This is a genomic window from Pseudomonas sp. MSSRFD41 (assembly GCF_014230245.1).
Taxonomy (GTDB): domain Bacteria; phylum Pseudomonadota; class Gammaproteobacteria; order Pseudomonadales; family Pseudomonadaceae; genus Aquipseudomonas; species Aquipseudomonas piscis.
In genome coordinates this window covers 175233-198007 of the sequence record NZ_JACKZK010000009.1, presented here as the reverse complement: position 1 = coordinate 198007, position 22775 = coordinate 175233, and the positions used below count along the sequence as shown (strand labels likewise).

The window sequence follows — 22775 nt, the reverse complement described above, 5'->3', positions numbered from 1 at the left end:
GAATGCCAGGGGCCTTGGACGATACGCCGCCCGGCGCCTGGACTCGGTCCATGAGGCGGCCATTGTAGGAGAGTGCGACCGCCCAGGTGAACGGGCAGGTTGCCGCCAGCAGGGAGTGGCTATAGTTCATGACGTCCCTTCCCAGACAGGAGATCCAGCATGAACGCTCCACGAGCTTTGGTCGTCGCCCTGGCCTGCGTGGCCGTGATGGTCGGCCCCATGGGCGCTGGTGCCGATCCCGGTAACGGCCATGGCAAGGGTAAAGGCCATGACCAGGGCTCGGTCGAGCATGGCCAGGGGCACGGCAATCCGGGGCGAGGGGGTGAGCAGGGTCATTGGCAGGGTGGTCCGTCCATCGACCGTGGCGATGTATTGGGGGTCTTGAGTGGCCATCGTGATTACTGGCGGCCCGGTCCGGCGCTGCCGCCGGGTATCCAGAAGAACCTGGCCCGGGGCAAACCGTTGCCCCCCGGCATCGCCAAGAAGCTCGACGGCCGCCTGCTCGGCCAATTGCCACGCTACGACGGCTATGAGTGGCGGCAGGCCGGCACCGACCTGATCCTGGTAACCGTCGCCACCGGACTCATCTACGAAGTGCTCAGTGGCGTCCTCGACTGATCCGGCGCCTCTCGGACCGGGGCGTCATGGCGTGCGAGGACTTTTGCGAGCCAGCCGAAGAACAGCCCTGGCTGTTCGACATGGGCCAGGTGGGACGCATCGGGCACTACATGGCCGCTGCCCTGCTTGAGATGGCGCACGTAGCGATGCATGGAGCCCGGAGTGCACTCATCGTGTTCGCCCACCACGAAATAGGCGGGACAGAGGATTCGCGGCAGCAGGGGGACCAGGTCCAGCTGCGCCAGGGTGCCGTCGCCAAAGAAGTCCGCGACTCCCCACATATGCCGAAATAGCTGCGGGTTGTGCAGGCGGTCCGACTCGGTGATGAACGCTGGCTCCTCGTCGAGCCTGAGCATGTGCCTGCGGTTGAACACCTGCAGCGCCGCTGCGAATTGCGGATGCCGGCTGTCGCCCGCCAGCAGCACCTCGCGCCAGGGGCTGGGCAGTCGCTGCAGATGCTGGTGGTTGTCGGCGTTCCAGTCGGCACCATTGATCAACGGCCCGGCCAGTACCAGGCTGGCCAGGCGCTGGTCCCGAGTGCTGGCGTAGGCCGTGGCGATGGAGCCGCCCCAGGAACTGCCCAGCAAATGGAAGCGCTCCAGGGCATGGAACTCGATGACGGCCGCCAGTTCGGCGCAGGCTCGCTCCAGGGTCCAGTGGGCCGGGTCATGGGGGCGGGCCGAGTAACCGCTGTCGAGTTGGTCGTAGTAGATCAGCGTGCGGTCCTTTAGGTGCTCGCTGAAGTTCGACAGATAAAGGTGGTTGGAGCCAGGTCCGCCATGCACCAGCACCAGGGGCGGGTGTTGGTCCGCGCCGTGCTTGATGGCGGTCCAGATCTGTCCGCCTGGTGCGGGGATGTGTTGTTGCTGATCGAAGTACATGCCTTGCTGCCTTGGTCTGGTGTAGGAGAGGCGCGCTGGCGCCTGGTGTCATTGGTCGAGCGGGAGGCTGCCCAGGCGGCCTTGGCGATGCAGGATGAGCGCCAGCACTAGGCCGATGCACAGCCAGGCGCCTCCCAGCCAGCGGGCGTTGTCGTTCATGCTGGCCAGGGCGGCGACCAGGATCAGGATGCCGGCCAGTGGCGATACCACGTGCTTGAACCAGTGCCGCTCGGGGTGCTTGCGAAAGCGATGGAACAGGCTGATGTGCAAGGTGATGTAGGCGAACAGCGCGCCGAAGGTGACCAGGGTCACCAGCAGTTGCACCTGGTTGGCCGCCACCAGGCCGATCACGCTGGAGACGATGGCGACGAACAACAGGGCCGCCACCGGGTTGCCCCGCCGATCCAGGCGCGCCAGTGAAGCCGGGAAGCGTCCGTCGCGGGCCATGCTGAAGATCAGCCGCGAGGTGGTCATCTGCGAGACGATGGCGTTGGCGACCCCGGAGACGGTGCCGGCCACCACGATCATGATCGGCTGGAACCAGGCGCCGACGATATCGCGGCTCAGGCTATAGAAGGCGGTTTCGGCCTGTTCCGTGTCGTATTGGGTGCCGGCGGGAACGAACAGGTTGACCAGGTACACCTGGGCGAAGAACAGCAGGGACACCAGCAACAGCAGCATCAGCGTGGCCCTGGAAATGGTCCGGCCACCGCCGCTGGCCTCTTCGTTGAGGGCCGAGATCGCGTCGAAACCGACGAAGCTCAACGCCGCGACCGGGATGGCTGAAAGTATCGCCAGCAGTTCAAAGCGCTGCCCGTCCCAGATCGGCGTGAGCAGGCCGGTGGCATGGCTGTGCTGGAACACGCCCCACAGGGAATAGACGAAGAACACGCCCAGGGTCACCAGTTGCACCAGCAGGAACAGTTTGTTGACCCGCAGGGTCAGCTTCAGGCCGATGATGTTCAGCAGTGCCGGCAACCAGATGAACATCAGGATCCAGAAGCCCCGCGAGCTTTCCGGAAATTGCAGGACCATGCCGATGGCGGTGAGGATCGACAGCAGGGCCGGCAGCAGGAAGTAGTCCAGCAGGATCAGCCAGCCGGTGACGAAGCCGGTGAAGGCGTTGGTGCCGAGGCTGACGTAGCGATACACCGAGCCGCTGACATTCACCGACTTGGCCATTTCGCTATAGCTGATGGCACTGAAGGTCATGGCCAGGGCGGCGACGGCATAGACCAGGGCCGCCATGCCGCCGGACATGCCGTAGACGATGCCGAATACCGCCGTGGGGGCCAGGGGGCAGAAGTACAGCAGGCCATAGACCAGTACATCGGAAAGAGAAAGGCGGCGGGCCAGGCGTGATCCAGGGGCGGCGGTATCTGTGCCGGGTTGTACGGTGCTGGAGGTGGCGCGCATTCGACAGGCTCCTGTCAGCCGTCCCAGGTAGCCGTTGGCTGCTCGGGGCGACCGTATTATTAGAATGGGACAGGCAATGAAGCGGGTACCAGTATCTGGCCCGGGCGCGGGCCCCAGGTGCTGAGGCCGGCCAGTTTTTTGTCTTTTCCGGCCATTTCATCTGGCGGTAGCCGGCCCTGGTCGACTGGCGCTCAGCCGCGCAGCGAGCGGCGAAAGCGCCCGGGCGAGACTCCGGCCCACTTGCAGTAGGCGTGCACGAAGGAGGAGGGCGCGGCGAAACCCAGTTGTTGGCTGATGGCATCCAGGGACAGTTGGGTGGTGCTCAGCAGTCGGTTGGCCAACTGGTGCCGAGCCAGGTTCTGCAGGCGCTTGAAGTTCACCCCTCGCTCGGCCAGGCGACGGCGCAAGGTGCGCTCGGAGACATTCAGGGCCTGGGCCACGACCGGCAGGTCGCCGTAGCGCTGGATATCGGACTTGAGCAGGGCGGCCACTTCACTGGCCAAACCGCCACCGCCGATGGTTTGCAGTTCCTGTTCCCGTGCCTGGGTCAGCCTGAGCATGGCCTGGTAGCTGATCGGGTCCGCCAGCGGTAGCGGGCGGGTCAGCAGGGCCTTGGGCAGCTTGAGCGAATCGCCATGGCTGGCGAAGCGGATGTCGCCACCGAACAGCTGGCGATAGGGCTCCTGGTCCGGGGGCGCCTGGCGCTTGAAGTGCACGCACAATGGCTCGCTCTTCGATTGCAGGCAGTCGCGGATGACCCGCAGGCTGGCGCTGAGGAACACATCGCTGAAAAAACCGTGGCCTTCGAAGAAGCCATGGCAGTCGTTGGCCACGAAATGCAGCTCGCCGCCCTGGTGGACCATGGCCGGGGCGAACTGGCTGGCCAGCTGGATGGGGAAACGCAGGCCGGTATCCAGCGCGTCGCCGAGGGTTGGCGCCACCAGCAGGGTGTAGCCCAGCAGGCCCAGGGTGGAAATCGGCATGGAGCTGCCGATCAGCAGGCCCAGGTGCGGCTCGGGTAACGCTCGGCGGGCGTTGTCGAACACCACCAGTTCCTGTTCCATGCTGATCGCCGTGTCGGGGTCGGTGAGGGTCTGCGGCAGCTTGCCGGCATCCTGCAGGATCACCGCGTCCGGTACACCCCGAACCCGGGTCACCGCCAGGGTGGCCAGCACGCCATGCAGCGATACGGGGCGAATTTCATACATTGAAACACTCCTCTGGCGGTGCCGCGGATGTGGCGCCCAATCATGCGCGTCGGGCCGGGGAACCACCAGTGCGGGGCTGCGGGGCGCTGGCTGTCGCCAATGCTCCCAGGGGGCTGCCCTGAGCGCTGCAAGGCACGGTTGCCCGGGCGTGCCGAACGATTGGGGGGGAAATTTGATTGCTCTATGTTTCGGCTCGCTGTCTCGGCCTAGGTCCTGACCCCTGACGGCCTGCTCCTGGCCGATCGCGAAGCTCGCGCCGATGGCAACACCGACCAGTTGGCGACGATCGTCGCCGGCAAGTTCAAGGCCCTGTCCAGGGTCTACGACAGGGTAGTGGCCGTGGACGACGGCGGCCAGGTGGCGCTTCATTCCTTCATGGGGTCGGTGCTCTTTCCCTTTGAGCCCCAGTGCCACGTCAGTGGCCCGGGCACCTGGTTCCGGGCCAGTTGGCCAACTGGCTGGCGTTGTTCCTCCATGAGTTGTTCCTCCATGAACTGCTCACCAATTCCGTGAAGCACGGGGCGCTCAGCCTTCCTGAAGGCCAGGTGAGGATCAGCTGGAGCACGACCGATGCGAAGCTGGATATCGACTGGCAGGAAGGCGGTGGGCCAGCCATTGCCGCACCTCCTGCGCGCTACGGCTATGGCACCGAGATGGCAGCAGGGCTATGTCGATCTGGCTTGGCGCTGCCGGTTGCCTGCATTTAACCGGTTGCGAACGCTATTCCCGACCCAGACCGAGTGGGATGGGGATGATGGTGGGTACTATATTTTGTGTTTTGTATTTTTAAAAAACACAATATGTTGTGTTGACGTCCCGGTCTTCGTTCTATACCTTGTGCCTCGTTTTCGCCTTTTTAACTACATATGGTGTTTTGTTTTAATTTTTATTCTATATGTAGTGTTTTTTTCTGAGGCGGAGCGTTCTGAAGCCAACGGCTTTCACCAAGAAGAATGTTGACCGCCCGAATGGGTTCGTCGCCCGTCGGTTCGGCCAAGGTAAGGATGAATGAAATGTTGAATTGGGATGAGCTCGATATACACGGCCACAAGGCCCCAGGAGCTGATGTAGCGGATAGATCAGAACCACGGACAACCGCCGCCGAGGCACTCGATACGGCGGGAAATACCGCTGCCGGGAACGCCAGGATGATTGACTCCCGTGACTCGACCGCGGTGGTCCGGGCGAAGAAAGCGCTCAATGCGCTGGACGTCACCCAAGGCCTGGAGGAACTGGAAGGCGCTGCCGGGCGCGTGGCCGTCGATGAAAAGCGCATGATCAACTGCCGTGCCGACCTCAACCAGCTGGTGCCGTTGAAGTACGACTGGGCCTGGCAGAAGTACCTGGACGGCTGCGCCAACCACTGGATGCCGCAAGAGGTCAACATGACCGCCGACATCGCCCTGTGGAAGAGCGCCGAAGGCCTGACCGACGATGAGCGCCGCATCGTGATGCGCAACCTGGGCTTCTTCTCCACCGCCGACTCCCTGGTCGCCAACAACCTGGCCCTGGCCGTGTACCGCCTGATCACCAACCCCGAGTGCCGCCAGTACATCCTGCGCCAGGCCTTCGAGGAAGCGATCCACACCCACGCCTACCAGTACTGCATCGAGTCGCTGGGCATGGATGAGGGCGAGATCTTCAACATGTACCGCGAGGTGCCCACCGTGGCCAAGAAGGCCGCCTGGGGGCTCAGGTATACCCGCGCCATATCCGACCCGAATTTCAAGACCGGCACTCTATTCGCCGACAAGGAACTGCTGCGCAACCTGATCGCCTACTATTGCGTGCTGGAAGGCATCTTCTTCTACTGCGGCTTCACCCAGATCCTGTCCATGGGCCGGCGCAACAAAATGACCGGCGTCGCCGAGCAGTTCCAGTACATCCTGCGCGACGAATCCATGCACCTGAACTTCGGTATCGACGTGATCAACCAGATCAAGATCGAGAACCCGCACCTGTGGGATGCCGAGATGAAGGAAGAAGCTACCCAGATGATCCTGCAGGGCACCCAGCTGGAGATCGAATACGCTCGCGACACCATGCCGCGCGGAGTGCTGGGGATGAACGCGGTGATGATGGAGGACTACCTGAAGTTCATCGCCAACCGACGCCTGTCGCAGATCGGCCTGAAGGAGGAGTACCCGGGCACCGTCAATCCGTTCCCGTGGATGAGCGAGATCATGGACCTGAAGAAAGAGAAGAACTTCTTCGAGACCCGCGTGATCGAGTACCAGACCGGCGGAGCCTTGTCCTGGGATTGACCCGGCTTGCAGACAACGGCCGGGCCATGGGCCCGGCCTTCGGGAGTGGTTCATGTTGTTCGAAAAGATCAAGACCCCCTGCATAGGGCTCTGCTCGACCGTCTATGGCGATGTGGTCTGCCGCGGATGCAAGCGCTTCGCATATGAAGTGATCCAGTGGAACACCTACGATGAGCCACAGAAGCAGGCGATCCTGCGGCGCTTCGACAAGCTCTTGAACCGGGTGATGCACGACAAGTGCGAGATCTTCGATCCCGAGCGGCTGGCCTTCGAAGTGCGTTCCAGGAAGATGAACTGCTCCGCGGAGGATTCGATCCCCTATTGTGCCTACCAGATCATCCGGCGCGGTGCGGTGGTGATCAGCAATATCGAGGCGTTCGGCATCCGCGTCCTGCCGGCCTACCAGGGCTTGTTGCTGGTGGAGTTGCGGGATGTGATCGACAGCGAGTTCTTTGCCTTGTCCCTGGCCAGCTACCAGGCCGGTGGCTGATTCGCCCGGCACCGCTTGCGGGCAGGGTGCCCGTGGGACCGGCAGGTCGCTCGCCAGCGGGCCAGGGCTCGATGAGCTAACTAGGCAGGCTGGCTGGCGGCCTGCCAATGTTGGTACAGGGCCTCGATATTGCCGCTGGTCATCAGTGGCATCACGGCTTGCAACTGGTCGATGGGCCAGTCCCACCATTTCATTTCCAGGAGCATCTGCACGGCTCGTTCGTCGAAGCGCTTGCGGATGGTCTTGGCCGGGTTGCCGCCGATGATGGCGTAGGGTTCCACATCCCGGGTCACCAGGGCGCGAGTGCCGATCACCGCGCCGTCGCCGACCTTGATGCCCGGCATGATGACTGCCTCGGAACCTATCCAGACATCGTTGCCGATGACCGTATCGCCGGCTCCCTCATAGCCGTTCTGCGCTCCGGCGAAGGCTGGCTCTTCCGACATCCAATAGAAGGGGAAGGTGCTGACCCATTCGTTCCGGTGGCCCTGGTTGCCGGCCATGATGAATGCGGCGCCCGAGCCGATCGAGCAGAAGCTGCCGACGATCAACTGGTCGACGCCCTCGTCGGGGGGCAGGTAGCGTGCGCATTCGTCGAAACTGTGGCCGTGGTAGTAACCGGAGTAATAGCTGTAGCGGCCTACCTTGATGTTGGGGTTGGTGACCTGACGGTCCAGGGTGATGCCCTTGAAGGGGCTCTCGAAGTAATTGCTCAAAACGCTCTCCATGTGGCTGACCGCCGCTGTCTTGCAAGCGCGCGGTACTTCGGCGAGAAGGCGCAGGGCCTCTCGGGATGCAGGTCTTGCGGGGGCATCATGCCAGATCCGTCTGGGCTGCGCCGCAGAGCCTGTTGGTGCAAGGTTTTGACTTGTGGCCGGCCCCAGGTGGCTCGGTAGATGTCGCCGGAAGGGGGCCACCCGGAAATGGCTCCGGGTGGCGGCAAGGGGTTCAGGCCGTTGCGGTGCTTGCCTGGTCGTTGCGGCCTTGCATCATGCGCCGGTACTGGCGGGTGCGGCGCAGGGTGCTCCACTGCTCCGCCAGCAATGCCCGCAGTGGCGAGGCGCCGGGCCTGGTGGAATGGCCGCCGGCCAACTGGCGCATCTGCAGTTTCACCAACGCCATGTAGGCGAGGGCGGCCAGGGCCTTGCGCTTCCAGCGGATCGGCGGCAACTCGGCGCTGGCCTTGCTGTCGCCGTTCTTCCAGCGCCGGGGCAAGTCCGGGTCCACGGCCAGGGCGGTGGCGATGCCGGCCATGGCCACTCCGCTGTCCAGCACTTGCTCCACCACTGGCAGGCGGCGGATGCCACCGGTGACCATCACCGGCATCCGGGCCACGGCGGCGATTTCCTGGGCGAACTCGAGAAAATAGGCCTCCCGGGCCAGGGTCCGGCCGTCGCGGGCATCGCCTTGCATGGCTGGCGCCTCGTAGCTGCCACCGGACAGTTCCACCAGGTCCACCGGCAGTTCGTTGAGCCAGAGTACGACCTGGCGCGCGTCGGCAGGCTCGAAGCCGCCGCGCTGGAAATCCGCGGAGTTGAGCTTGACTGCCACGCAAAAACGCGGCGAGACGCTGGCCCGTACGGCCTTTACCACCTCCAGCAGCAGCCTGGCGCGATTCTCCAAACTACCGCCCCAGCGGTCCTGGCGCTGGTTGCTCAGGGGCGAAAGAAACTGGCTCAGCAGGTAGCCGTGGGCAGCGTGGATCTGCACGCCGTTGAAACCGGCTTGCTCGGCCAGGGCCGCGGTGCGGGCGAAACGCCGGATCAGGGCGGCAATCTCGGCTTCATCCAGGGCCTTTGGCACGGGGAACATCTTCGACAGGCCGCCCATGTCCAGGGCGACTGCCGAGGGGGCCACGGTGGCCTGGCCGAGGCTGGCCTGCATCTGGCGACCGGGGTGGTTGATCTGCATCCAGAATTGCGCGCCGTGGGCCCGGCCGATTCGCGCCCACTCGCGAAAGCGCTGCAATTGCTGGCTGTCGTCGAGCATCACGCCGCCGGGGCCGGTCATGGCCCGGGGATCGACCATCACGTTGCCGGTCAGCAACAGGCCGGCCCCGCCTTCGGCCCAGGCCTTGTACAAGCGCAGCAACTGCTCGGAAGGGGTCTGGTCGAGATTGGCCAGGTTTTCCTCCATCGCCGCCTTGGCGATACGGTTGGGCAGCAGGGTGCCGTTGGGTAAACGCAGGGATTGGAAAGCAGTCATGGGGTTCTCCAGGTACAGCCCGTGCGTCGGTTTGTATACAGGAGGGGGCTGTGTTGCGAAGAAGGCTAAGGTTAAAGTTATCCTTAAGGTCAATAGGAGGTTTGCAACCTGATGAAAATTGGTGAACTAGCCCGACGTACGGGATTGAGTGCATCGCGCTTGCGATTCTACGAGGCCAGCGGCCTGATCGAGGCCCAGCGCCTGGGCAATGGCTACCGCGACTACCCGGAAGATGTGGTGCAGCGCCTGGAGATCATTACCTGCGGGCAGCAGGCGGGCTTCAGCCTGGAGGAGATGCGCACCCTGACCCTGGAGTCCACCCGGAGCGATGGGCGCTTCCAGCATGACCGACTGCTGCTCAGCCTGCGCAGCAAGGTGGCGGAGATCGAAGCCCTGCAGCAGCGCCTGGCGCAGAATCGCCAGCATCTGCTGACCCTGATCGCCGGTATCGAAGGCAAGCCCGAAGGCCTGGGCTGCGAGGAGAATGCTCAGCGCCTGCTGGCCCAGTGGCGGGAAAACGAAGGGCAGGGGCCGGCGGCGGCCAGTGGCCGGCGGCGTCAGAAGCAAGGCCGCTGAAGCGCCATTGGCGGCTCAAGTCCGGATCAGTCGAGGCTCTCGGCTGGCGAGCCCATGGGCAGGGCGGGAAGGCTCATGTTGCGCATGGCCACCTCGAGCTTGTCCTGGTAGAGACTGAGGATCGAGTAGTCCAGCTTCTGAGTGATATTGGCGTTGCCCGCGCAGTTGGCCAGTAGTTCTTCCAGCGCGCCGGCGACCAGGTCCGCAGTGACCTGCAGGACGGTCAAGCCGTAGCTCTTATCGACAATGACCAGATTCGTTAAATCGTACATGCAGCACCCGTGGTCACTGTTCTTATGGTGATGGCTATAAGCCATCAATAGCATACCGAAACGGCCTGTGGCCTGTCACCGGGGGCTGACAAGAACCTGAAGAGCGGGAGGATTTTCGACTCGGGTGGCGCCGGCATGGGTAGTATTGCCCCCGCGCAAACCACCAGGGTTTATTTCCATGCTGATTCTTACCAGGGGCAACCACCAGGGGTTGCAGATCGGGCCACGCTGGCCCTCGTCGACAGTGCAGTTGGACGGCCAGGTCTTCCAGCAGTTGCGCAAGGTCCAGTCGAGCCTGCCGGATACCGTGCGCTTGCTGGTGACCCGGGGGTATGAGCATAAAGGCAGTGGGCTGGGAGGGTTCCGCAGGTTGTCGCGCTGGTTGGGCATCCGCTTGTTCGTCTGCTGCTACCCGGGGCGCCAGGACGAGGTGCAGGACATCTTCGGCGCCAATGGCCACGATGTGGACGGCACCCATGTCGATGTATCGATCATTCTCGCTGGCAAGCGCCTGCGCTTCCTGCCTTTGGGGGTGTTCACCTCGCCAGCTCGCCAGGAGCTGCGCAAGGCCCGCCATGGCACGCTGGTGGACGAGGTCAGGCGCGCGCTGGTGCGCCATGGTTTCCAGATCCACCGCAATCACACGGAAAGCCTGCAGATCCACTGCGACTACCGGCCCGACTTGCTGCCCGGGTGCTGATCCGGCGTGGCCAGGCGGGCCGGTAGCGCTGGCGCGATATCGCGCTGGGGATCACTCCCAGCGCTTGAACAGCACGCTGGCATTCACCCCGCCAAAGCCGAAGCCGTTGGACAACGCGTACTGCATGGGCATCTTCCGCGCCTGGCCGTGCACCAGGTCCATGCCATCAGCGGCGCTGTCGGGATTCTCCAGGTTGAGCGTCGCCGGGGCGACCTGGTCGCGCAGGGCGAGGATGGTGAAGATGGCCTCGATCCCCCCGGCCGCGCCCAGCAGATGGCCGGTGGCGGACTTGGTCGCACTGATGGCCGGGCCATTGCCAGTGCCGAACAGCTGCCTGATGGCCGCCAGCTCGCCCTTGTCGCCCACCGGTGTGGAGGTGGCATGGGCGTTGAGGTGCTGGACCTCCTTTGGCGACACGCCCGCCTGGCGCAGGGCTTGCTCCATGGCGCGTCGGGCGCCGTCGCCATCCTCCGGGCCGGCGGTCATGTGGTAGGCGTCGGCGCTGGTGCCATACCCCACCAACTCGGCGATGGGCCGGGCGCCCCGGGCCAGGGCGTGCTCCAGTTCCTCGATGACCAGCAAGCCGGCGCCTTCGCCCATGACGAAACCGTCACGGCCCTGGTCGAAGGGCCGCGAGGCGCGTTCCGGGATGTCGTTGTAGTCGCTGGACAGTGCCCGGGCCGCAGCGAAGCCACCCAGGCTGACCTGGTGGATCGTGGCTTCCGCGCCGCCGCAGACGGCGATATCGATCTCGCCCGCGCGGATCATCCGTGCCGCATCGCCGATGGCCTGGACCCCGGCGGCGCAAGCGGTGACCGGCGTGCCCAGGGGGCCCTTGAGGCCATGGCGGATCGAGACGTGGCCGGCCGCCAGGTTGCACAGGAACGAAGGAATGGTGAAGGGCGACAGGCGCCGCGGGCCCTTGCTGTCAGTGGTGCGCACGGCATCGGCGATGGCCGGGAAGCCGCCGACCCCCGAGGCGATGATGGTGGCCGTGCGCTCTTGGGCCGCAGCGCTGTCCGGCCGCCAATTGGCCTGGGCCAGCGCTTCTTCCGCCGCGGCCAGGGCGAACAGGATGAAGCGGTCCATCTTGCGCTGTTCCTTGGGCGGTAGCAGTGAGTCCGGATCGAAACCCGCCTGCGGATCCTGTGTCATGTCGGGAACCTGGCCGCCCACGGTGGTGGACAGTCCGCCGATGAACTCCTCGGGCAACTGGCGGATGCCCGATTGTCCCGCCAGCAGGCGCTGCCATACCTGCTCGACCCCGCAGCCCAGCGGAGTGATTGCGCCCATACCTGTGACTACGATGCGTTTGCTCATGCAGGTCCTGCTCCTTAAGTGTGTTTGGGTTGGGGGGTAACGAAGCGTGGACGATACTATCATCATGAAAGTAACATCTGACTCGACAATATTTCGAGCCGTAGCGCGGGAGCAAGTGATGCAACGAAAAAGCCTGGAGGACGCCGAATGTCCGATCGCCCGTGGACTGGAACGGGTCGGGGAGTGGTGGAGCATCCTGATCATGCGCGACGCCTTGCACGGCCTGCGGCGTTTTGACGAGTTCTCCCGCAGCCTGGATATCGCCCCGAACATGCTGACCCGGCGCCTCAACTCCCTGGTGGAGGCGGGCTTGCTGGAGCGCCAGGCCTACAGCCAGCGCCCGCTGCGCTATCAATACGTGCCAACGGCCAAGGGCGAGGACTTTCGTGTGGTGCTGATGGCGTTCGTCGCCTGGGGCAATCGCCACTTCGCCCCCGAGGGCGAAAGTGTGCAGATTGTCGAGCGGGCAACCGGCCGGCCGGTACAGCCCGCGATGATGGATGTGCAGCGGCGCCAGCTGGTGCCCCTGCAGGACTGCACGGTGCAGGTCGGGCCGGCCGCCAGCGCTAGCATGCGCGAGCGCTTCCGCGTCCGGGCCGACTGAGAGCGCTCGGCTTGCAGCGGCAATAGCGGGGTTTCACCCGGTTTGTTCTGCTCCAGCGGGGGCCAGTCGCCGGTGTCCGGCGCCTGGCCCATCTGGCCCTTCGCGCAAGGTTCAGCGTGGCGCTTGCCCGCGGCGCCAGGCGGGATGGAAGTGACGCCAATGGGCGTCTTGGGCGGCGGCCAGCAGTTCATGATCGCCCCGGGTGTCGCCCCAGGCGCGTAGCCGATACTGGTCCAGCGGACCATAGACGTTCTCCAGGCGCAGCACCTTGTTTTCGCATCGGCAGTTGTTACCGACTATATGGCCGGTCAGCACGCCATCGACGACCTCCAGTTCGGTGCCGATCAGGGCGATGCCCAGGCGCCGGGCGAAGGGTTGCAGGACCAGGGCGGGGGAGGCCGAGCACAGGGTCACTCGGGCTCCGGAATCGATCTCTTCGGCTACCGCCTGCAGCCCCGCCGGACGCATTAGCCGGGACCAGGAGCGCTGGCAGAACGCCTCGGCCTGCTGTTGGACCCACGCGGCCTCGACTCCCTTGAGAAAGCAACTGATCAGGCGGGCCTTGAGTTGGTCGCGATCGACCCTGCGCGCCAGGAAACCCAGGCTGGGCAGGGCCAGCTTGAGCACCCGCTGATGGAATCGGCGGGGGCCGAAGGCGAAGCGCAAGAAGGGCACGAAGCTGTCATGGCGGGTCAGGGTGCCATCGAAGTCGAAGACCGAGAGTACCTGGCAGGCCCGAGGGTCGAGTACCAGGGTTTCCGGGGTTAGCGGTGACCCGGGCTGCTCGGGCTCCGGGGAGTGGCCGGCGGGGCTGGTGGCGAGCGTTGGGATGGGATCGGCTGGGGACGACATGCTGGTTCTCGATCGGTGCGGACGTTGGCGGGGGACCGGTGCGGTGGTCATTCGTGCAGTCTACGCGTTCTGCGTCGTCGGGTTCACTTTCGCCTGCCCGGCAGGGCGTTATCGGCGCGAGAGCGGTTCGGGTGCAGGACGATGTTTGGCGGGAGCGTGGGTGGAGGCGTAGCGGGGAGGGTAGTGGGGCCGATTGACGGGGTTTGCGGGGACTATCCCCAGCAGCACCAGGCGAAGGTGGTCAGGCAGAGCAGCAGGGGCAGAGTGTCGAGAAAATCGTTCATGCGAACACATTCCATTCAGGCGAGTGCCGGCAATGTAAGGGGGCTCCAGGGGTCTGTCTGTTGCGATTGTGTGAATTTTCAACGCATTTTCGTCTACCCGAACTCCGGGGCTGGAGCCCTGCGTAGCGTTGCTGAAAGAAAGGGTGGCCAATGCCGGAGAGGTAAGTCTTTGAAAATTAATGACTTAAAAAAATTGTGGATATTTAAATGTTTAAGTGCTTTTATTTACGTTTTTTCAAAAAATAACTTGTTACAGAATGTACCAACCCGTTACTATAGCTCCGCGTTCACCTACCACGGTTTATGCATTTTTAGTCCCAAGTGTCCATCAGCTGCTTGGGCTTTTTTTTGCCTGTGATTTGCCCAGGCCAATCGCGCCAGGGACTTGCCGCATGCGCCTCTTGGCCCGGTGCCCCTGTCCTTTTGATGATTTGCCTCGCCGTTCCCGTGCCTGTTCCCAGAGCTGCTACAGTACGCAGCCTGAGTAGGAGGGCGTATGCGTGCGATGGGACGCTGATGATCCGGGACGAGGATGAAAGGGCCGACAACGACGGATTCAGGGTACTGGCCTTGTCCCTGATGGGCATCGCCGTGATCCTCGGGGCGTGCATTATCCGCTTCAACATCGAGGTCGACAGGGAGCGGGCCCGAGCCCAGGAAGAGATCCTGCACTGCCGCCGGCAGAACCTGTCTTCGACCAAGCCTGTGGTCGATGCCACCCTACCTGCGGATGAATGCCGTGGCCTGGAAGACCACTATGCCAGGCGGTTCGGCCATTCCTATTGAGCCTGCAACGCAGCGACCGCCCTGGTCGCTGCGGACACGGCCTGCCGGCTCAAGCCTCGACGATATTCAACCCTTCCGCTGCCTGGGGCGCGACGAAGTAACTGCAGATCAGCTCGAACTGTTCGTCGCTGGTGGCGAACGGGTGCTCGCCTTGGTTGTTGCGCTCACGCAGCCTGCTGCGACAGACATCCTCGACGACATCCAGCACATGCAGGCGATGGGGAACCTGTGCCTGGTCCGCCAGGCTGCGCAGCCACGCGCGCTGGGCCAGCGTATTGGCGGGAAAGTCCAGCACCACGCTGGTGCCCGCCTGCAACATGGCGACGACCAGCGGCCCCAGGGCCTCGCCCAGGCGCCGGGCATGGAGTTGATAGTCCGCGACGCAGTGGATCATCTGCGGATACAACCGGGCCAGCCACAGGTCCTCGCAGATCAGCACGCAGCCCGGGGCCTGGGCCAGTTGTCGGGCGAGTGTCGATTTGCCCGAGGCGATCTTGCCGCATAGCAGGTGCAAGACCGGGTTGGATGGAGGGTTCATGCTTCGTCTCCTTGCTTGAAGCCTCGCAAGAGCGGTCATGAACCCCGCCTCCGAGGCGGGTTGATGCGGTTTGGACAGCCGCTGGCCCACCCTCTAGGGGAGGGTAATAATCGCTGGGCGGCAGGGCTGAAGAAGTCGGTTCATGGAGCGAACATACACAGTTGGCGAAACCATGCCCAGGGAAACCGCCGGGGCTGTCAGCAGCAACGCCGTGGCGGCCAGCTCATGGTCGGCCATTTTCAGGAACTGCGATGCAGTTAACACCCGGGTGTGTTTTTTCCGATACACAAGGCGCATGCTCGCCTATGCTGAATCGGAAAAATCCCCATGAACACCACATAGGCTAGGATGCCATGCTCTCGACCCATGAGCTGTGCCGCATATTGGAATCCGGCTTCCTCCCGCTTTCCTGCGCCTGCCATGTCAATCCTGACGGATCGCTGACCATCAAGATCTATGAGGCGGCATCCGGCCGGGTGGACTTGCTGCTCCCAGGCGTTTGCACCGCGCAGCTCACCAGCGTGAGGGATGTTTCCAACCTGATCGGCGAATTGCGTACCGAGCTGCGAGCAGGGCGGCGGGCTTTCGCCGGCGGCTTCGGCTGTCCTGGCGGCTGACTTGCCTGCCCGATCATTGTTGACAGTTGAACATCCCATGGCGAGGGCATAGCGTTTAGCCGTTCGCCCAGTATGTGTGGCTCTTTACCGGTTCATGGATGGCGAGGTCACCTGTACTGGGCGAACTTCCTGGTGGAGCCCTGCTCGATCCTTGAAGCCGCGATTTCTCCTGCGCTAGGATTTGCCCCCGGAGATGGCATTCCTCCTTGAACCGCTTCGTGCTGATGATGCCTACGTGAACCCTGGACAGGGTGCGTAGGTGTGCCTGCCCTGTCCCCGACCAGGACAGGACCATGATACCGACTCCTCTAGTAGCACTCCCTTCTTGCATCACCTCCCGCTTTCCCCATCGGCCATGCCGCTCGGTGGGGGGCTGCCCAGCATGCTGAAGTCACTCCTGGTCATTGCCATGGGCGCATCGACCGGCGCCTGGCTGCGCTGGTTCCTGGGCCTCAAGCTCAATCTGTTGTTTCCGGCCATCCCCCCGGGGACCGTGGTGGCGAACATGGCCGGGGGCTACATCATCGGCCTGGCCCTGGCTTTCCTTGCGGCATCGCCTTCCTTGAACCCCGAATGGCGCTTGCTGATCATCACCGGCTTCTGTGGAGGACTGACCACGTTCTCGACCTTTTCCGCTGAGACTGTATCCCTGCTCCAGCAGGGCAGGCTGCTGTGGGCCTTGGGTTCGGTGGCACTGCACGTGGTGGGCTCGTTGCTGATGACGGCGGCGGGCCTGGCATCCTTCCAGTTGTTCGGTACTCGATAAGAATTGCGGGCAAAGTGCTACTGCTTGGGCGATGAAAAGCTATCTTCGAAGAGCGGAATCGTATAACTACATAATCATGTCTCTGGATATTTCCAGAGACATTGATTTTGTTGGGATTTAACGATTTATTTTGATGAGCTGGCCTGATTTTCGGCTCCGAACTCAAGGCCATCCTCGCCAAGGCAATGAATCGGCGCCAGCCATAGGTAAAAACGGCCAAAACATAAGTTAAAAATGACAGGTGAAAATTTCATTGAACGATTTGATGGCTCAATGCCTCTTAGCCGTCGATGGTTGCTTACACCTCTCATAATCAGTACTTATTGGTCATAAAATGAAGAAAATTCTGCTGGGTGCTTTACTGTTTTCCTGCGCGTCCCTTGGTGTGAATGCGGCAGAATTGTCAGGTGCGATTGGTGCCACTAGCCAAGGTGGCCTCACTGCCCGGGTAGGTATGGGTTTCGGTTGGGACAAGAGTTGGTTTGAGTCCAGTACAGGGCGTCTCACGGGCTACTGGGACTCGGGCTATACCCATTGGGAGGCTGGAGACGCTTCCGGTGGCGCGCACTCGCTGTCTTTCGCTCCGGTGTTCGTCTACGAGTTCGGTAGCGGCAACGTGAAACCATTCGTTGAGGCAGGTATTGGGGTAGCGGTGTTCTCCGGAACCTCCGCAGGTGACCAAGAGTTCGGTTCGGCGTTTAACTTCGAAGACCGCTTCGGTGCTGGCCTGAAGATCGGCGAGACTCAGAAGGTCGGCATTCGTGCCATTCACTACTCCAACGCTGGCATCAAGCAGCCTAACGACGGGATCGAGTCGTACTCGCTGTTCTACAGCCATCAGATCTGAAATAGCAATTTCCCAAAATACCCGCCTTGTGCGGGTATTTTGTTTCTGTAGCGTCAACCATCCGGCCCGATTTGGCCTAAGTGCACATGATTGGATGCGCGGTAGGAAGGGCTAGAATCAATACTGTTTTTATATGCAGTATTTTATTGGGATAGTGATTTCACGTGTTCAAGGCAGTGAAGCCAGCTTGCTGCTGGTGCCGGACTTTTGGATCGAGTGAAAGCCCTGAGCTTCGAGCAATCGCCTTTAAGCGACATGAAAGCGGAATTCTCCGCGAACAATCATTCGACTCAACAGGTGAAAAATGACTGTACGTAACTTAGGTAAGAAATTCAAAAATCTCAGCGCCAACCTTCAAAACCTTCCCTGGGCATTAATCGCACCTAGTGACAATCCAAACGGTCTCATTCTGCGATCACTTCGTGCTACCACGAGCACTTTAGTTATCAGCGCTATTCAGCCTCCCGTCAGCGCCAGAGAGACGGATTATCTGATCATCCCTAAGAGCCGAACGGAGTACGACGATCTTTTGGTTCCTGCAGGCAATGGGGTGTTTGCGTTTCACAGGAATCAGTACAGCAACGTAATCAAGATGTCTTGGGATCTACTAAGCGCCGACGGGACTACTGAGTAAGCCGCCATTGGTGCGGGGCTCTGCATAGGTGCAGGTGGCACATGATCCTGGAGCACGTTGCAACGTGATCGGCTGGACTGATTGTGCTATGGGCGACCTGGTGCTGCTTGAGCAGAAAGGTCCGTGAGGGGGGGCTGGGGAAGATGATCTACGCGACTATCGCGCTGAGCGGGTACGCGCTTCTGGTGCGCAACGACAGACTGATCATGTCCCAGTGGGTGGCGGAGGCGAACTTTTACGCCTCCCTGGCCCTGGCCGGCGTTCGGCACATATTCATAGTCACGTACTGGCAGCGAGGGCTGTGCAGGACACTGAACTGCGAGCACTGCCTTAGTTGTGATAAAGCAGTGGGTGGAATTGATCGCAGAGGCAAGTAGCGCGCTATAAACCTTTGCATCACTCAGAGTGACTTGGCTTCTCTATCTTGTACAGGAGGTACTCTTGAGTGCGATCGATGAGCTGCCTGGTAGCGCGATGGGAGAGGCGGCCCCCGATTTTCTCCATGGCTCGCTGAGACCGGATGTTTTGACTATCAACGTGGAACCAAACGGTATCCACCAGCTGAAAGGCGTAAGTCAGCATCAAGTCCTTCAGCTCTTTGTTGGTTCCTCCGCCCCATTTGGCACGCGCTAGGAAGGTGTACCCGATAGCTACTTCTCGTTTCCCTTCGTCGAATTCGTAGTATCGGGAAGAGCCAACCACCTGATTATTGCTGCGATCGAGAACGACGAGCGCGCATTGTGAGGCAAGTGCTTCCTTGAACCACTCGCGGAAAACAGATTCCTGATAGCGCATTGGGCTTGGATGCTGAGCCCAGACCAGGGGATCAGATGCGACGCTGTATAGCGAATCGAAGTCAGTGGCTTCTAGCGGGCGCAGTTCTAGCGACTCGCCCACAATTGACTGTGGAATTGGTAGCGATTGCATCATTTTTCCTTTGGGTTGGATGATTGTCGCCCCTTTCCGCCATCATCAGGCCGTAGGGCATGAAAGTAGGTGTGCCGCAGGTAAGTGCGGCACGGATGGATCATTCGATTTTAAGTGCTGCTTGAATCTGGTCGGCATAAGTCGAGAGCTGCTCGGACTCCTAGCTGATTGAGCCCGGTTGATCCGCTGGACGCAAGGCCCGCTATGACTTCGAGGGCAGCCGCAACTGCGTGAGGTCGTGATACGGCTGGTGAGTCGGAAAACTTGCCTGCATAAGAACACTATCAATAAGCGAAGCTATATTGCTTTGATCCTCACAGATACCGGCAACACGCCACTGTTTCAAGCTGGAGGGCGACAAGTGCAAAGGCCGCTCCCACCAAAATCGTTCCTTGAGCTGTCCGATCTCTCCGACTTCGGTTTCCGTCTGACACCAGCACCTGAAGCGTGGGAATGGCTCCAAGCCGAGATCTTCTCTAACGCCGGCGGCATCTACAACGAAGACCATGCTCACCTACTGGATGCAGATATCCGGGTCATGTGGGCATCGTCGAGCTTCGAGAAGCAAAGGCTGCGCAGGTAGCAACGAGAGACACCCAGGCCTACGCCTCGGCCGTGGCCAAGCGCATCGGCGGGCGCACCACCGACCCGATCGATATCAAGGACCCGGCCACGCTGAAGGGGATGCAGCAGGAGTGCATCGGCGGCGATCAGTGCGCTGCCTCGGCATTCAACATCGATCAGAGCTTGGGTTACGACCAGTTTCAAGGCGGGCCTACCCGGCCTCCAGGGTGGACCTGCAGGAGTAGCGGGAAAGTGCAGGTGCTGCTGGCCTGCCTACTTCTGGCAGCCTGCGCAGGCCATCGAGAGCCCGAGGTGCGCGCCGTGCGTGTCGAGATGCCGATTCAGGTGCCGTGTCGCACTCCGGAGGTCGCTGGCTGCCGGTCTGCGCAAGACCGACAGCCTGGAGGTAAAGGTGCGCGCGCTGCTGGCCGAGCGCCGTCAGCGGATCGGGTATGAGGCGGAACTCAATGCAGCTTCGAGCGCCTGCCGATAGCCCAAACTCCCTCCTATTTCTTGGCTGCAAAGATATCGGGAACCTGACTAGCACTTCTTCGCGTCGAGGCGACGAGGTGTATAGGGGAGGGGGGCTGGTGTTCGGTCGGCAGGACGCCGGAGAAATGAGAATTGCGGAGCACGATTTAAAATTGCGGAACAAAAACGACAAGGGCCTGCATGATGAACTCACACAAGCCCTTGATTTATATGGTGCCCGAAGCCGGAATCGAACCGGCACGCCCTTACGAGCGGGGGATTTTAAGTCCCATGCGTCTACCAGTTTCGCCATTCGGGCGGTAGCGCGATAACGCGGCACTGGGGTCTTGAGTTGGCATTGCGCCAGCCAGTGCTTGAAACAGGGTGTGGAATATATACATCCACTCCTTGTGAAGCAAGGTCGAAACCGCCAAAAAGGCTTCTCCCGTCGCTTTGGATTCACGAAAAAAACCGCGATAAATCATGGGGCTACGCTTGTTTGCGACGGGTTTGGCTTCAGCGCTGTCCCGGGTCTGGCTGCACCAGGTGCCGCCAGGGAAATACCTCCCGGGCGAAATGACTCACATAGCCGCCTGTCGTGGCCTGGATCACCATGAACTGCAAATTGGCTCGCATCTGTTGCAAGGCTTGCAGTTGCGCAAGGCTCAAGCAGGTATTGCGCAGCCGCAGTACCCGTAGCGAGTCCATGGCGGGGCTGGCGAACAGCTTTTCATAGCTGGAAAACGCGGTGACGACACCCGCCTCGCGTCGCGGTGCCCAGGTCTGCTGCAGCTCGCTGGATTCGCTGAAGTCCAGGGTGGATAAGCCCGGCAAGTTGTTCGCTGCGGCCAGGTTGTCGATGAAACCCTGGGTGTCGGAGCCAGCGCCAATGCGCAGCAGCTCCAGATGTGGCAGGTCCACCTGGAAGAAATCGCCATTGGGAGCATTGGGCAAGGTCAGTTCGCTGAGGTAGGGCGCCTTGGCGACGAAGCGGGCGATCTCTCCGGCTTCTTCCATCATGCTGCCGGCCTTTTGCACCAGCGAGGTGTTGTGGTGCTCGGGGGCGGTGGGGCTGATCGCCAGGGACCTGAGCTGGGTAAAGGTCACGGCGCTGTCCAGCAACGGGGTGAACTCCCATTCGCGGGTGCCGTTGGCGCCGGCGTCGAGACCGCAGAACAGCAGCGAGCTGATGACGCTGGCCACGGGTTGCTCGGCCAGGCACTCCAGGGTCCAGGCCAGGGGCTCATCCCACAGCTCGCCATGGAACTCCACATGCAAGCCACCACGCATGGGCGCCAGGGCCAGGTAGTTGTAGTCGCTGGTCCACAGCGGCGTGCTGAAGTCATCGGGATCGTCGTCGCGCTCGGCGGCCTGCTCTTGAGTGAACTGATGAATGCGCTGCTGCAGCGCCAGTAGCCGCTGGTAGCCGGGAGAGGACAGGGGATCGGACATCGGGCAAATCCACGGGTGAGGGGAGGGGCAGGCCGTTCAAGGCGGGCCGATGATAACAAACCCGCAGGGCGTCGCAGGCGGGGCGTTCGGTACAGTTTTCCAACAAGTAGAGCCTGTCGCCGGGCTGCCACGCAGGCTAGGATCGGCCCGCAAACCATACTTGGATCATTCGGGGCGGAGGCGGAACATGTCACAAACACCACTGCCGCTGGCGGCATCGACGGGCCTGGGCGCCAGGGCAATCACCCTGGCCGACGAAACCGTGCTACAGCGCTTCTTGTCGCCAACCCGGGCTACTTCCATCTGGTGCATGGTTGTGCGCCGCAGCCGGACGAAGCCCGCAACGAGATCCAGGACAGCCTGCCCGAGGGCTGGAGTTTTACCCGCAAATGGCAGAACGGTTATTTCGATTGCCAGCCTGGTCAGCGATCTGCTGGCCCAGGGCTTCTGGAGGCGAGGCGGCTACGCCCAGGTGCGAACCCGGGACGATATCGAGCTGGGTCTGTTGCGCCATCAGGTGTCGAGCATGCTCAAGTCGCTGGCGCCGAGCGATCTTACCGATGACCTGAAGCTAATGCCCCATGACCGGAACGGCTCCATGGCGCCATCCAAGTCCGGGCCTGTACTAGATGAGTAAGCCGCCATGTCGATGAAACTGCCAGCCAGCATTGCCCGCTTCATCGGCGATGCTCCACTGGTGCCCGATACCGTGGGCGAGTCGCCCTGCCGGGTGCAGCGCTTTCGTCGTGCGGGGGAAGTGTTCTTCCTCAAGTCGTCACCGGCGATCTTCGCACCCACCACCTACAGCGTATTGCGCGAGGCCCGGGTCCTGGACTGGCTGGCCGGACGCCTGAAGGTCCCCGAACTGGTGCTGGTGGCGCAGGACCATGGGCATGAGTTCATGATCACCCGCCAAGTGCCTGGAGTGCCGCTGTCCGAGCGGCTCGGCGAGCCGCGGGTGGGGTTGGCGCTGTTCGAGCTGGCATTACGCCAGGTGCAGGCGGTGCCAGTGGCGGATTGTCCATTGGATTCGGGGATCGCGGTGCGCCTCGCGGAGCTGGACTATCTGCTGGCCAACGGGCTATGCGCCGTGGAGTATGACCTCGGGCAATGGCCAGGGTTGGCCAGCGCCGAAGACTTGCGGGAGCGTTTGCAGGGCAACAGGCCCCGGGAAGAGCGGCTGTTCTCCCATGGCGACCTGGGCGACAGCAATGTCTTCGTCGATCGGCGCGATGAACTGCATTTCATCGATCTCGGGCGCGGCGGCCTGGCCGATCCTTGGCTGGATATCGCCTTCGTCCACCGTGACCTGCGCGAACAGCTCGGCCCGGAGCTTGCCGATGAGTTCCTGGCCGGCCTGCCGATGCCCGACCAGCCTGCGCGGCGTGAATACTTCGAACAGCTGGATGAGCTGTTCTAGGGCGGTCGATGGGCTGAACTAACAATGGTCCCGCCAGTCCCATGGGACGTCTTTATCTGTCTG

Annotated in this window: 25 protein-coding genes, 1 tRNA gene, 4 pseudogenes and 1 riboswitch; of the genes and pseudogenes, 18 read left to right on the top strand and 12 right to left on the bottom strand. The window is 62.1% G+C overall.

Annotated elements, in window-relative coordinates:
• Positions 1-159: 159 nt before the first annotated feature.
• Positions 160-618: an anti-virulence regulator CigR family protein gene (locus tag H7A76_RS16215; RefSeq protein ID WP_185699426.1), complete on the top strand. Its 459-nt coding sequence runs from the start codon at positions 160-162 to the stop codon at positions 616-618.
• Here the strand turns inward: H7A76_RS16215 and H7A76_RS16210 are convergent.
• The 3 genes from H7A76_RS16210 to H7A76_RS16200 all read right to left on the bottom strand — a co-directional run bounded on the left by H7A76_RS16210 (position 588) and on the right by H7A76_RS16200 (position 4123).
• Positions 588-1499, bottom strand: coding sequence for a proline iminopeptidase-family hydrolase (locus tag H7A76_RS16210; RefSeq protein ID WP_185699425.1), 912 nt, complete (start codon positions 1497-1499; stop codon positions 588-590). The two genes, H7A76_RS16215 and H7A76_RS16210, sit on opposite strands and share 31 nt — an antisense overlap.
• Positions 1500-1547: 48 nt before the next feature.
• The gene (locus H7A76_RS16205) at positions 1548-2915 is read right to left on the bottom strand and encodes an APC family permease (protein ID WP_185699424.1); all 1368 of its coding nucleotides are present in this window, start codon (positions 2913-2915) and stop codon (positions 1548-1550) included.
• A 191-nt stretch (positions 2916-3106) separates the two neighbouring features.
• A complete protein-coding gene (locus H7A76_RS16200; protein ID WP_185699423.1) occupies positions 3107-4123 on the bottom strand; it encodes an AraC family transcriptional regulator in 1017 nt (338 codons plus the stop codon).
• Positions 4124-4569: 446 nt separating this feature from the next.
• On the opposite strand from H7A76_RS16200, the gene H7A76_RS16195 reads away from it, so the two are divergent.
• The 3 genes and pseudogenes from H7A76_RS16195 (at position 4570) to H7A76_RS16185 (ending at position 6877) form a co-directional block, all read left to right on the top strand.
• Complete coding sequence (locus tag H7A76_RS16195; protein ID WP_185699422.1) at positions 4570-4830, top strand: hypothetical protein; 261 nt, start codon at positions 4570-4572, stop codon at positions 4828-4830.
• A 420-nt stretch (positions 4831-5250) separates the two neighbouring features.
• Positions 5251-6387, top strand: a pseudogene (locus H7A76_RS16190) (ribonucleotide-diphosphate reductase subunit beta); the annotation flags it as partial.
• A 52-nt stretch (positions 6388-6439) separates the two neighbouring features.
• Complete coding sequence (locus tag H7A76_RS16185) at positions 6440-6877, top strand: DUF1289 domain-containing protein (RefSeq protein ID WP_185699420.1); 438 nt, start codon at positions 6440-6442, stop codon at positions 6875-6877.
• An 80-nt stretch (positions 6878-6957) separates the two neighbouring features.
• Here H7A76_RS16185 and catB read toward each other — a convergent pair whose 3' ends face one another.
• Together catB and H7A76_RS16175 are read right to left on the bottom strand one after the other, a co-directional pair.
• Complete coding sequence (catB, locus tag H7A76_RS16180; RefSeq protein ID WP_185699419.1) at positions 6958-7593, bottom strand: type B chloramphenicol O-acetyltransferase; 636 nt, start codon at positions 7591-7593, stop codon at positions 6958-6960.
• A 232-nt stretch (positions 7594-7825) separates the two neighbouring features.
• Positions 7826-9082: an NADH:flavin oxidoreductase/NADH oxidase family protein gene (locus tag H7A76_RS16175; protein WP_185699418.1), complete on the bottom strand. Its 1257-nt coding sequence runs from the start codon at positions 9080-9082 to the stop codon at positions 7826-7828.
• 111 nt (positions 9083-9193) lie between these two features.
• On the opposite strand from H7A76_RS16175, the gene H7A76_RS16170 reads away from it, so the two are divergent.
• Complete coding sequence (locus H7A76_RS16170; protein ID WP_185699417.1) at positions 9194-9658, top strand: MerR family transcriptional regulator; 465 nt, start codon at positions 9194-9196, stop codon at positions 9656-9658.
• Positions 9659-9684: 26 nt separating this feature from the next.
• Here the strand turns inward: H7A76_RS16170 and H7A76_RS16165 are convergent, their stop codons facing one another.
• Complete coding sequence (locus H7A76_RS16165) at positions 9685-9930, bottom strand: hypothetical protein (RefSeq protein WP_185699416.1); 246 nt, start codon at positions 9928-9930, stop codon at positions 9685-9687.
• 178 nt (positions 9931-10108) lie between these two features.
• On the opposite strand from H7A76_RS16165, the gene H7A76_RS16160 reads away from it, so the two are divergent.
• Complete coding sequence (locus H7A76_RS16160; protein WP_185699415.1) at positions 10109-10630, top strand: hypothetical protein; 522 nt, start codon at positions 10109-10111, stop codon at positions 10628-10630.
• Positions 10631-10681: 51 nt separating this feature from the next.
• Here H7A76_RS16160 and fabF read toward each other — a convergent pair whose 3' ends face one another.
• Positions 10682-11950: a beta-ketoacyl-ACP synthase II gene (gene fabF, locus H7A76_RS16155; RefSeq protein WP_185699414.1), complete on the bottom strand. Its 1269-nt coding sequence runs from the start codon at positions 11948-11950 to the stop codon at positions 10682-10684.
• Between the two features lie 118 nt (positions 11951-12068).
• On the opposite strand from fabF, the gene H7A76_RS16150 reads away from it, so the two are divergent.
• Positions 12069-12554, top strand: coding sequence for a helix-turn-helix domain-containing protein (locus tag H7A76_RS16150; protein WP_185699413.1), 486 nt, complete (start codon positions 12069-12071; stop codon positions 12552-12554).
• 111 nt (positions 12555-12665) lie between these two features.
• Here the strand turns inward: H7A76_RS16150 and H7A76_RS16145 are convergent, their stop codons facing one another.
• On the bottom strand, positions 12666-13406 hold the full coding sequence (locus H7A76_RS16145) for an HAD family hydrolase (protein WP_185699412.1): 741 nt from the start codon (positions 13404-13406) through the stop codon (positions 12666-12668).
• Between the two features lie 800 nt (positions 13407-14206).
• On the opposite strand from H7A76_RS16145, the gene H7A76_RS16140 reads away from it, so the two are divergent.
• Entirely contained in the window at positions 14207-14476 is a 270-nt protein-coding gene (locus H7A76_RS16140) for a hypothetical protein (protein WP_185699411.1), read from the top strand.
• 49 nt (positions 14477-14525) lie between these two features.
• Here H7A76_RS16140 and H7A76_RS16135 read toward each other — a convergent pair whose 3' ends face one another.
• Entirely contained in the window at positions 14526-15014 is a 489-nt protein-coding gene (locus H7A76_RS16135) for an AAA family ATPase (protein WP_185699410.1), read from the bottom strand.
• A gap of 353 nt (positions 15015-15367) precedes the next feature.
• Between H7A76_RS16135 and H7A76_RS16130 the strand changes: the two genes are divergently transcribed.
• From H7A76_RS16130 to H7A76_RS32815, 5 genes are all read left to right on the top strand, one after another.
• Positions 15368-15631 (top strand): DUF1652 domain-containing protein, encoded by a 264-nt coding sequence (locus H7A76_RS16130; protein WP_185699409.1) that lies wholly within the window; start codon positions 15368-15370, stop codon positions 15629-15631.
• Between the two features lie 180 nt (positions 15632-15811).
• A riboswitch (Fluoride riboswitch) is annotated at positions 15812-15872 on the top strand.
• Positions 15873-16013: 141 nt separating this feature from the next.
• Complete coding sequence (gene crcB, locus H7A76_RS16125; RefSeq protein ID WP_185699408.1) at positions 16014-16397, top strand: fluoride efflux transporter CrcB; 384 nt, start codon at positions 16014-16016, stop codon at positions 16395-16397.
• Between the two features lie 334 nt (positions 16398-16731).
• The gene (locus H7A76_RS16120) at positions 16732-17244 is read left to right on the top strand and encodes an acyloxyacyl hydrolase (RefSeq protein ID WP_185699407.1); all 513 of its coding nucleotides are present in this window, start codon (positions 16732-16734) and stop codon (positions 17242-17244) included.
• A gap of 304 nt (positions 17245-17548) precedes the next feature.
• A complete protein-coding gene (locus H7A76_RS16115) occupies positions 17549-17878 on the top strand; it encodes a hypothetical protein (protein WP_185699406.1) in 330 nt (109 codons plus the stop codon).
• Between the two features lie 77 nt (positions 17879-17955).
• The gene (locus H7A76_RS32815) at positions 17956-18255 is read left to right on the top strand and encodes a hypothetical protein (RefSeq protein WP_260497998.1); all 300 of its coding nucleotides are present in this window, start codon (positions 17956-17958) and stop codon (positions 18253-18255) included.
• 19 nt (positions 18256-18274) lie between these two features.
• On the opposite strand, the gene H7A76_RS16110 is transcribed toward H7A76_RS32815, so the two are convergent.
• The gene (locus H7A76_RS16110) at positions 18275-18805 is read right to left on the bottom strand and encodes a GNAT family N-acetyltransferase (RefSeq protein ID WP_185699405.1); all 531 of its coding nucleotides are present in this window, start codon (positions 18803-18805) and stop codon (positions 18275-18277) included.
• Positions 18806-19166: 361 nt separating this feature from the next.
• On the opposite strand from H7A76_RS16110, the pseudogene H7A76_RS16105 reads away from it, so the two are divergent.
• From H7A76_RS16105 to H7A76_RS32350, 3 pseudogenes are all read left to right on the top strand, one after another.
• Positions 19167-19373: pseudogene (locus H7A76_RS16105) on the top strand (hypothetical protein); the annotation flags it as partial.
• 23 nt (positions 19374-19396) lie between these two features.
• Positions 19397-19492: pseudogene (locus tag H7A76_RS32615) on the top strand (structural protein P5); the annotation flags it as partial.
• A 129-nt stretch (positions 19493-19621) separates the two neighbouring features.
• Positions 19622-19862: pseudogene (locus H7A76_RS32350) on the top strand (hypothetical protein).
• A 210-nt stretch (positions 19863-20072) separates the two neighbouring features.
• Here H7A76_RS32350 and H7A76_RS16100 read toward each other — a convergent pair.
• Together H7A76_RS16100 and H7A76_RS16095 are read right to left on the bottom strand one after the other, a co-directional pair.
• Positions 20073-20159 (bottom strand) — tRNA-Leu (locus tag H7A76_RS16100).
• 197 nt (positions 20160-20356) lie between these two features.
• On the bottom strand, positions 20357-21292 hold the full coding sequence (locus H7A76_RS16095) for a hypothetical protein (protein WP_185699404.1): 936 nt from the start codon (positions 21290-21292) through the stop codon (positions 20357-20359).
• Between the two features lie 187 nt (positions 21293-21479).
• Here H7A76_RS16095 and H7A76_RS16090 point away from each other — a divergent pair, with 187 nt between their 5' ends.
• Positions 21480-21929, top strand: a complete 450-nt coding sequence (locus H7A76_RS16090) for a hypothetical protein (RefSeq protein WP_260497986.1) — start codon at positions 21480-21482, stop codon at positions 21927-21929.
• A gap of 6 nt (positions 21930-21935) precedes the next feature.
• On the top strand, positions 21936-22712 hold the full coding sequence (locus H7A76_RS16085; RefSeq protein WP_185699403.1) for an APH(3') family aminoglycoside O-phosphotransferase: 777 nt from the start codon (positions 21936-21938) through the stop codon (positions 22710-22712).
• Positions 22713-22775 lie beyond the last annotated feature (63 nt).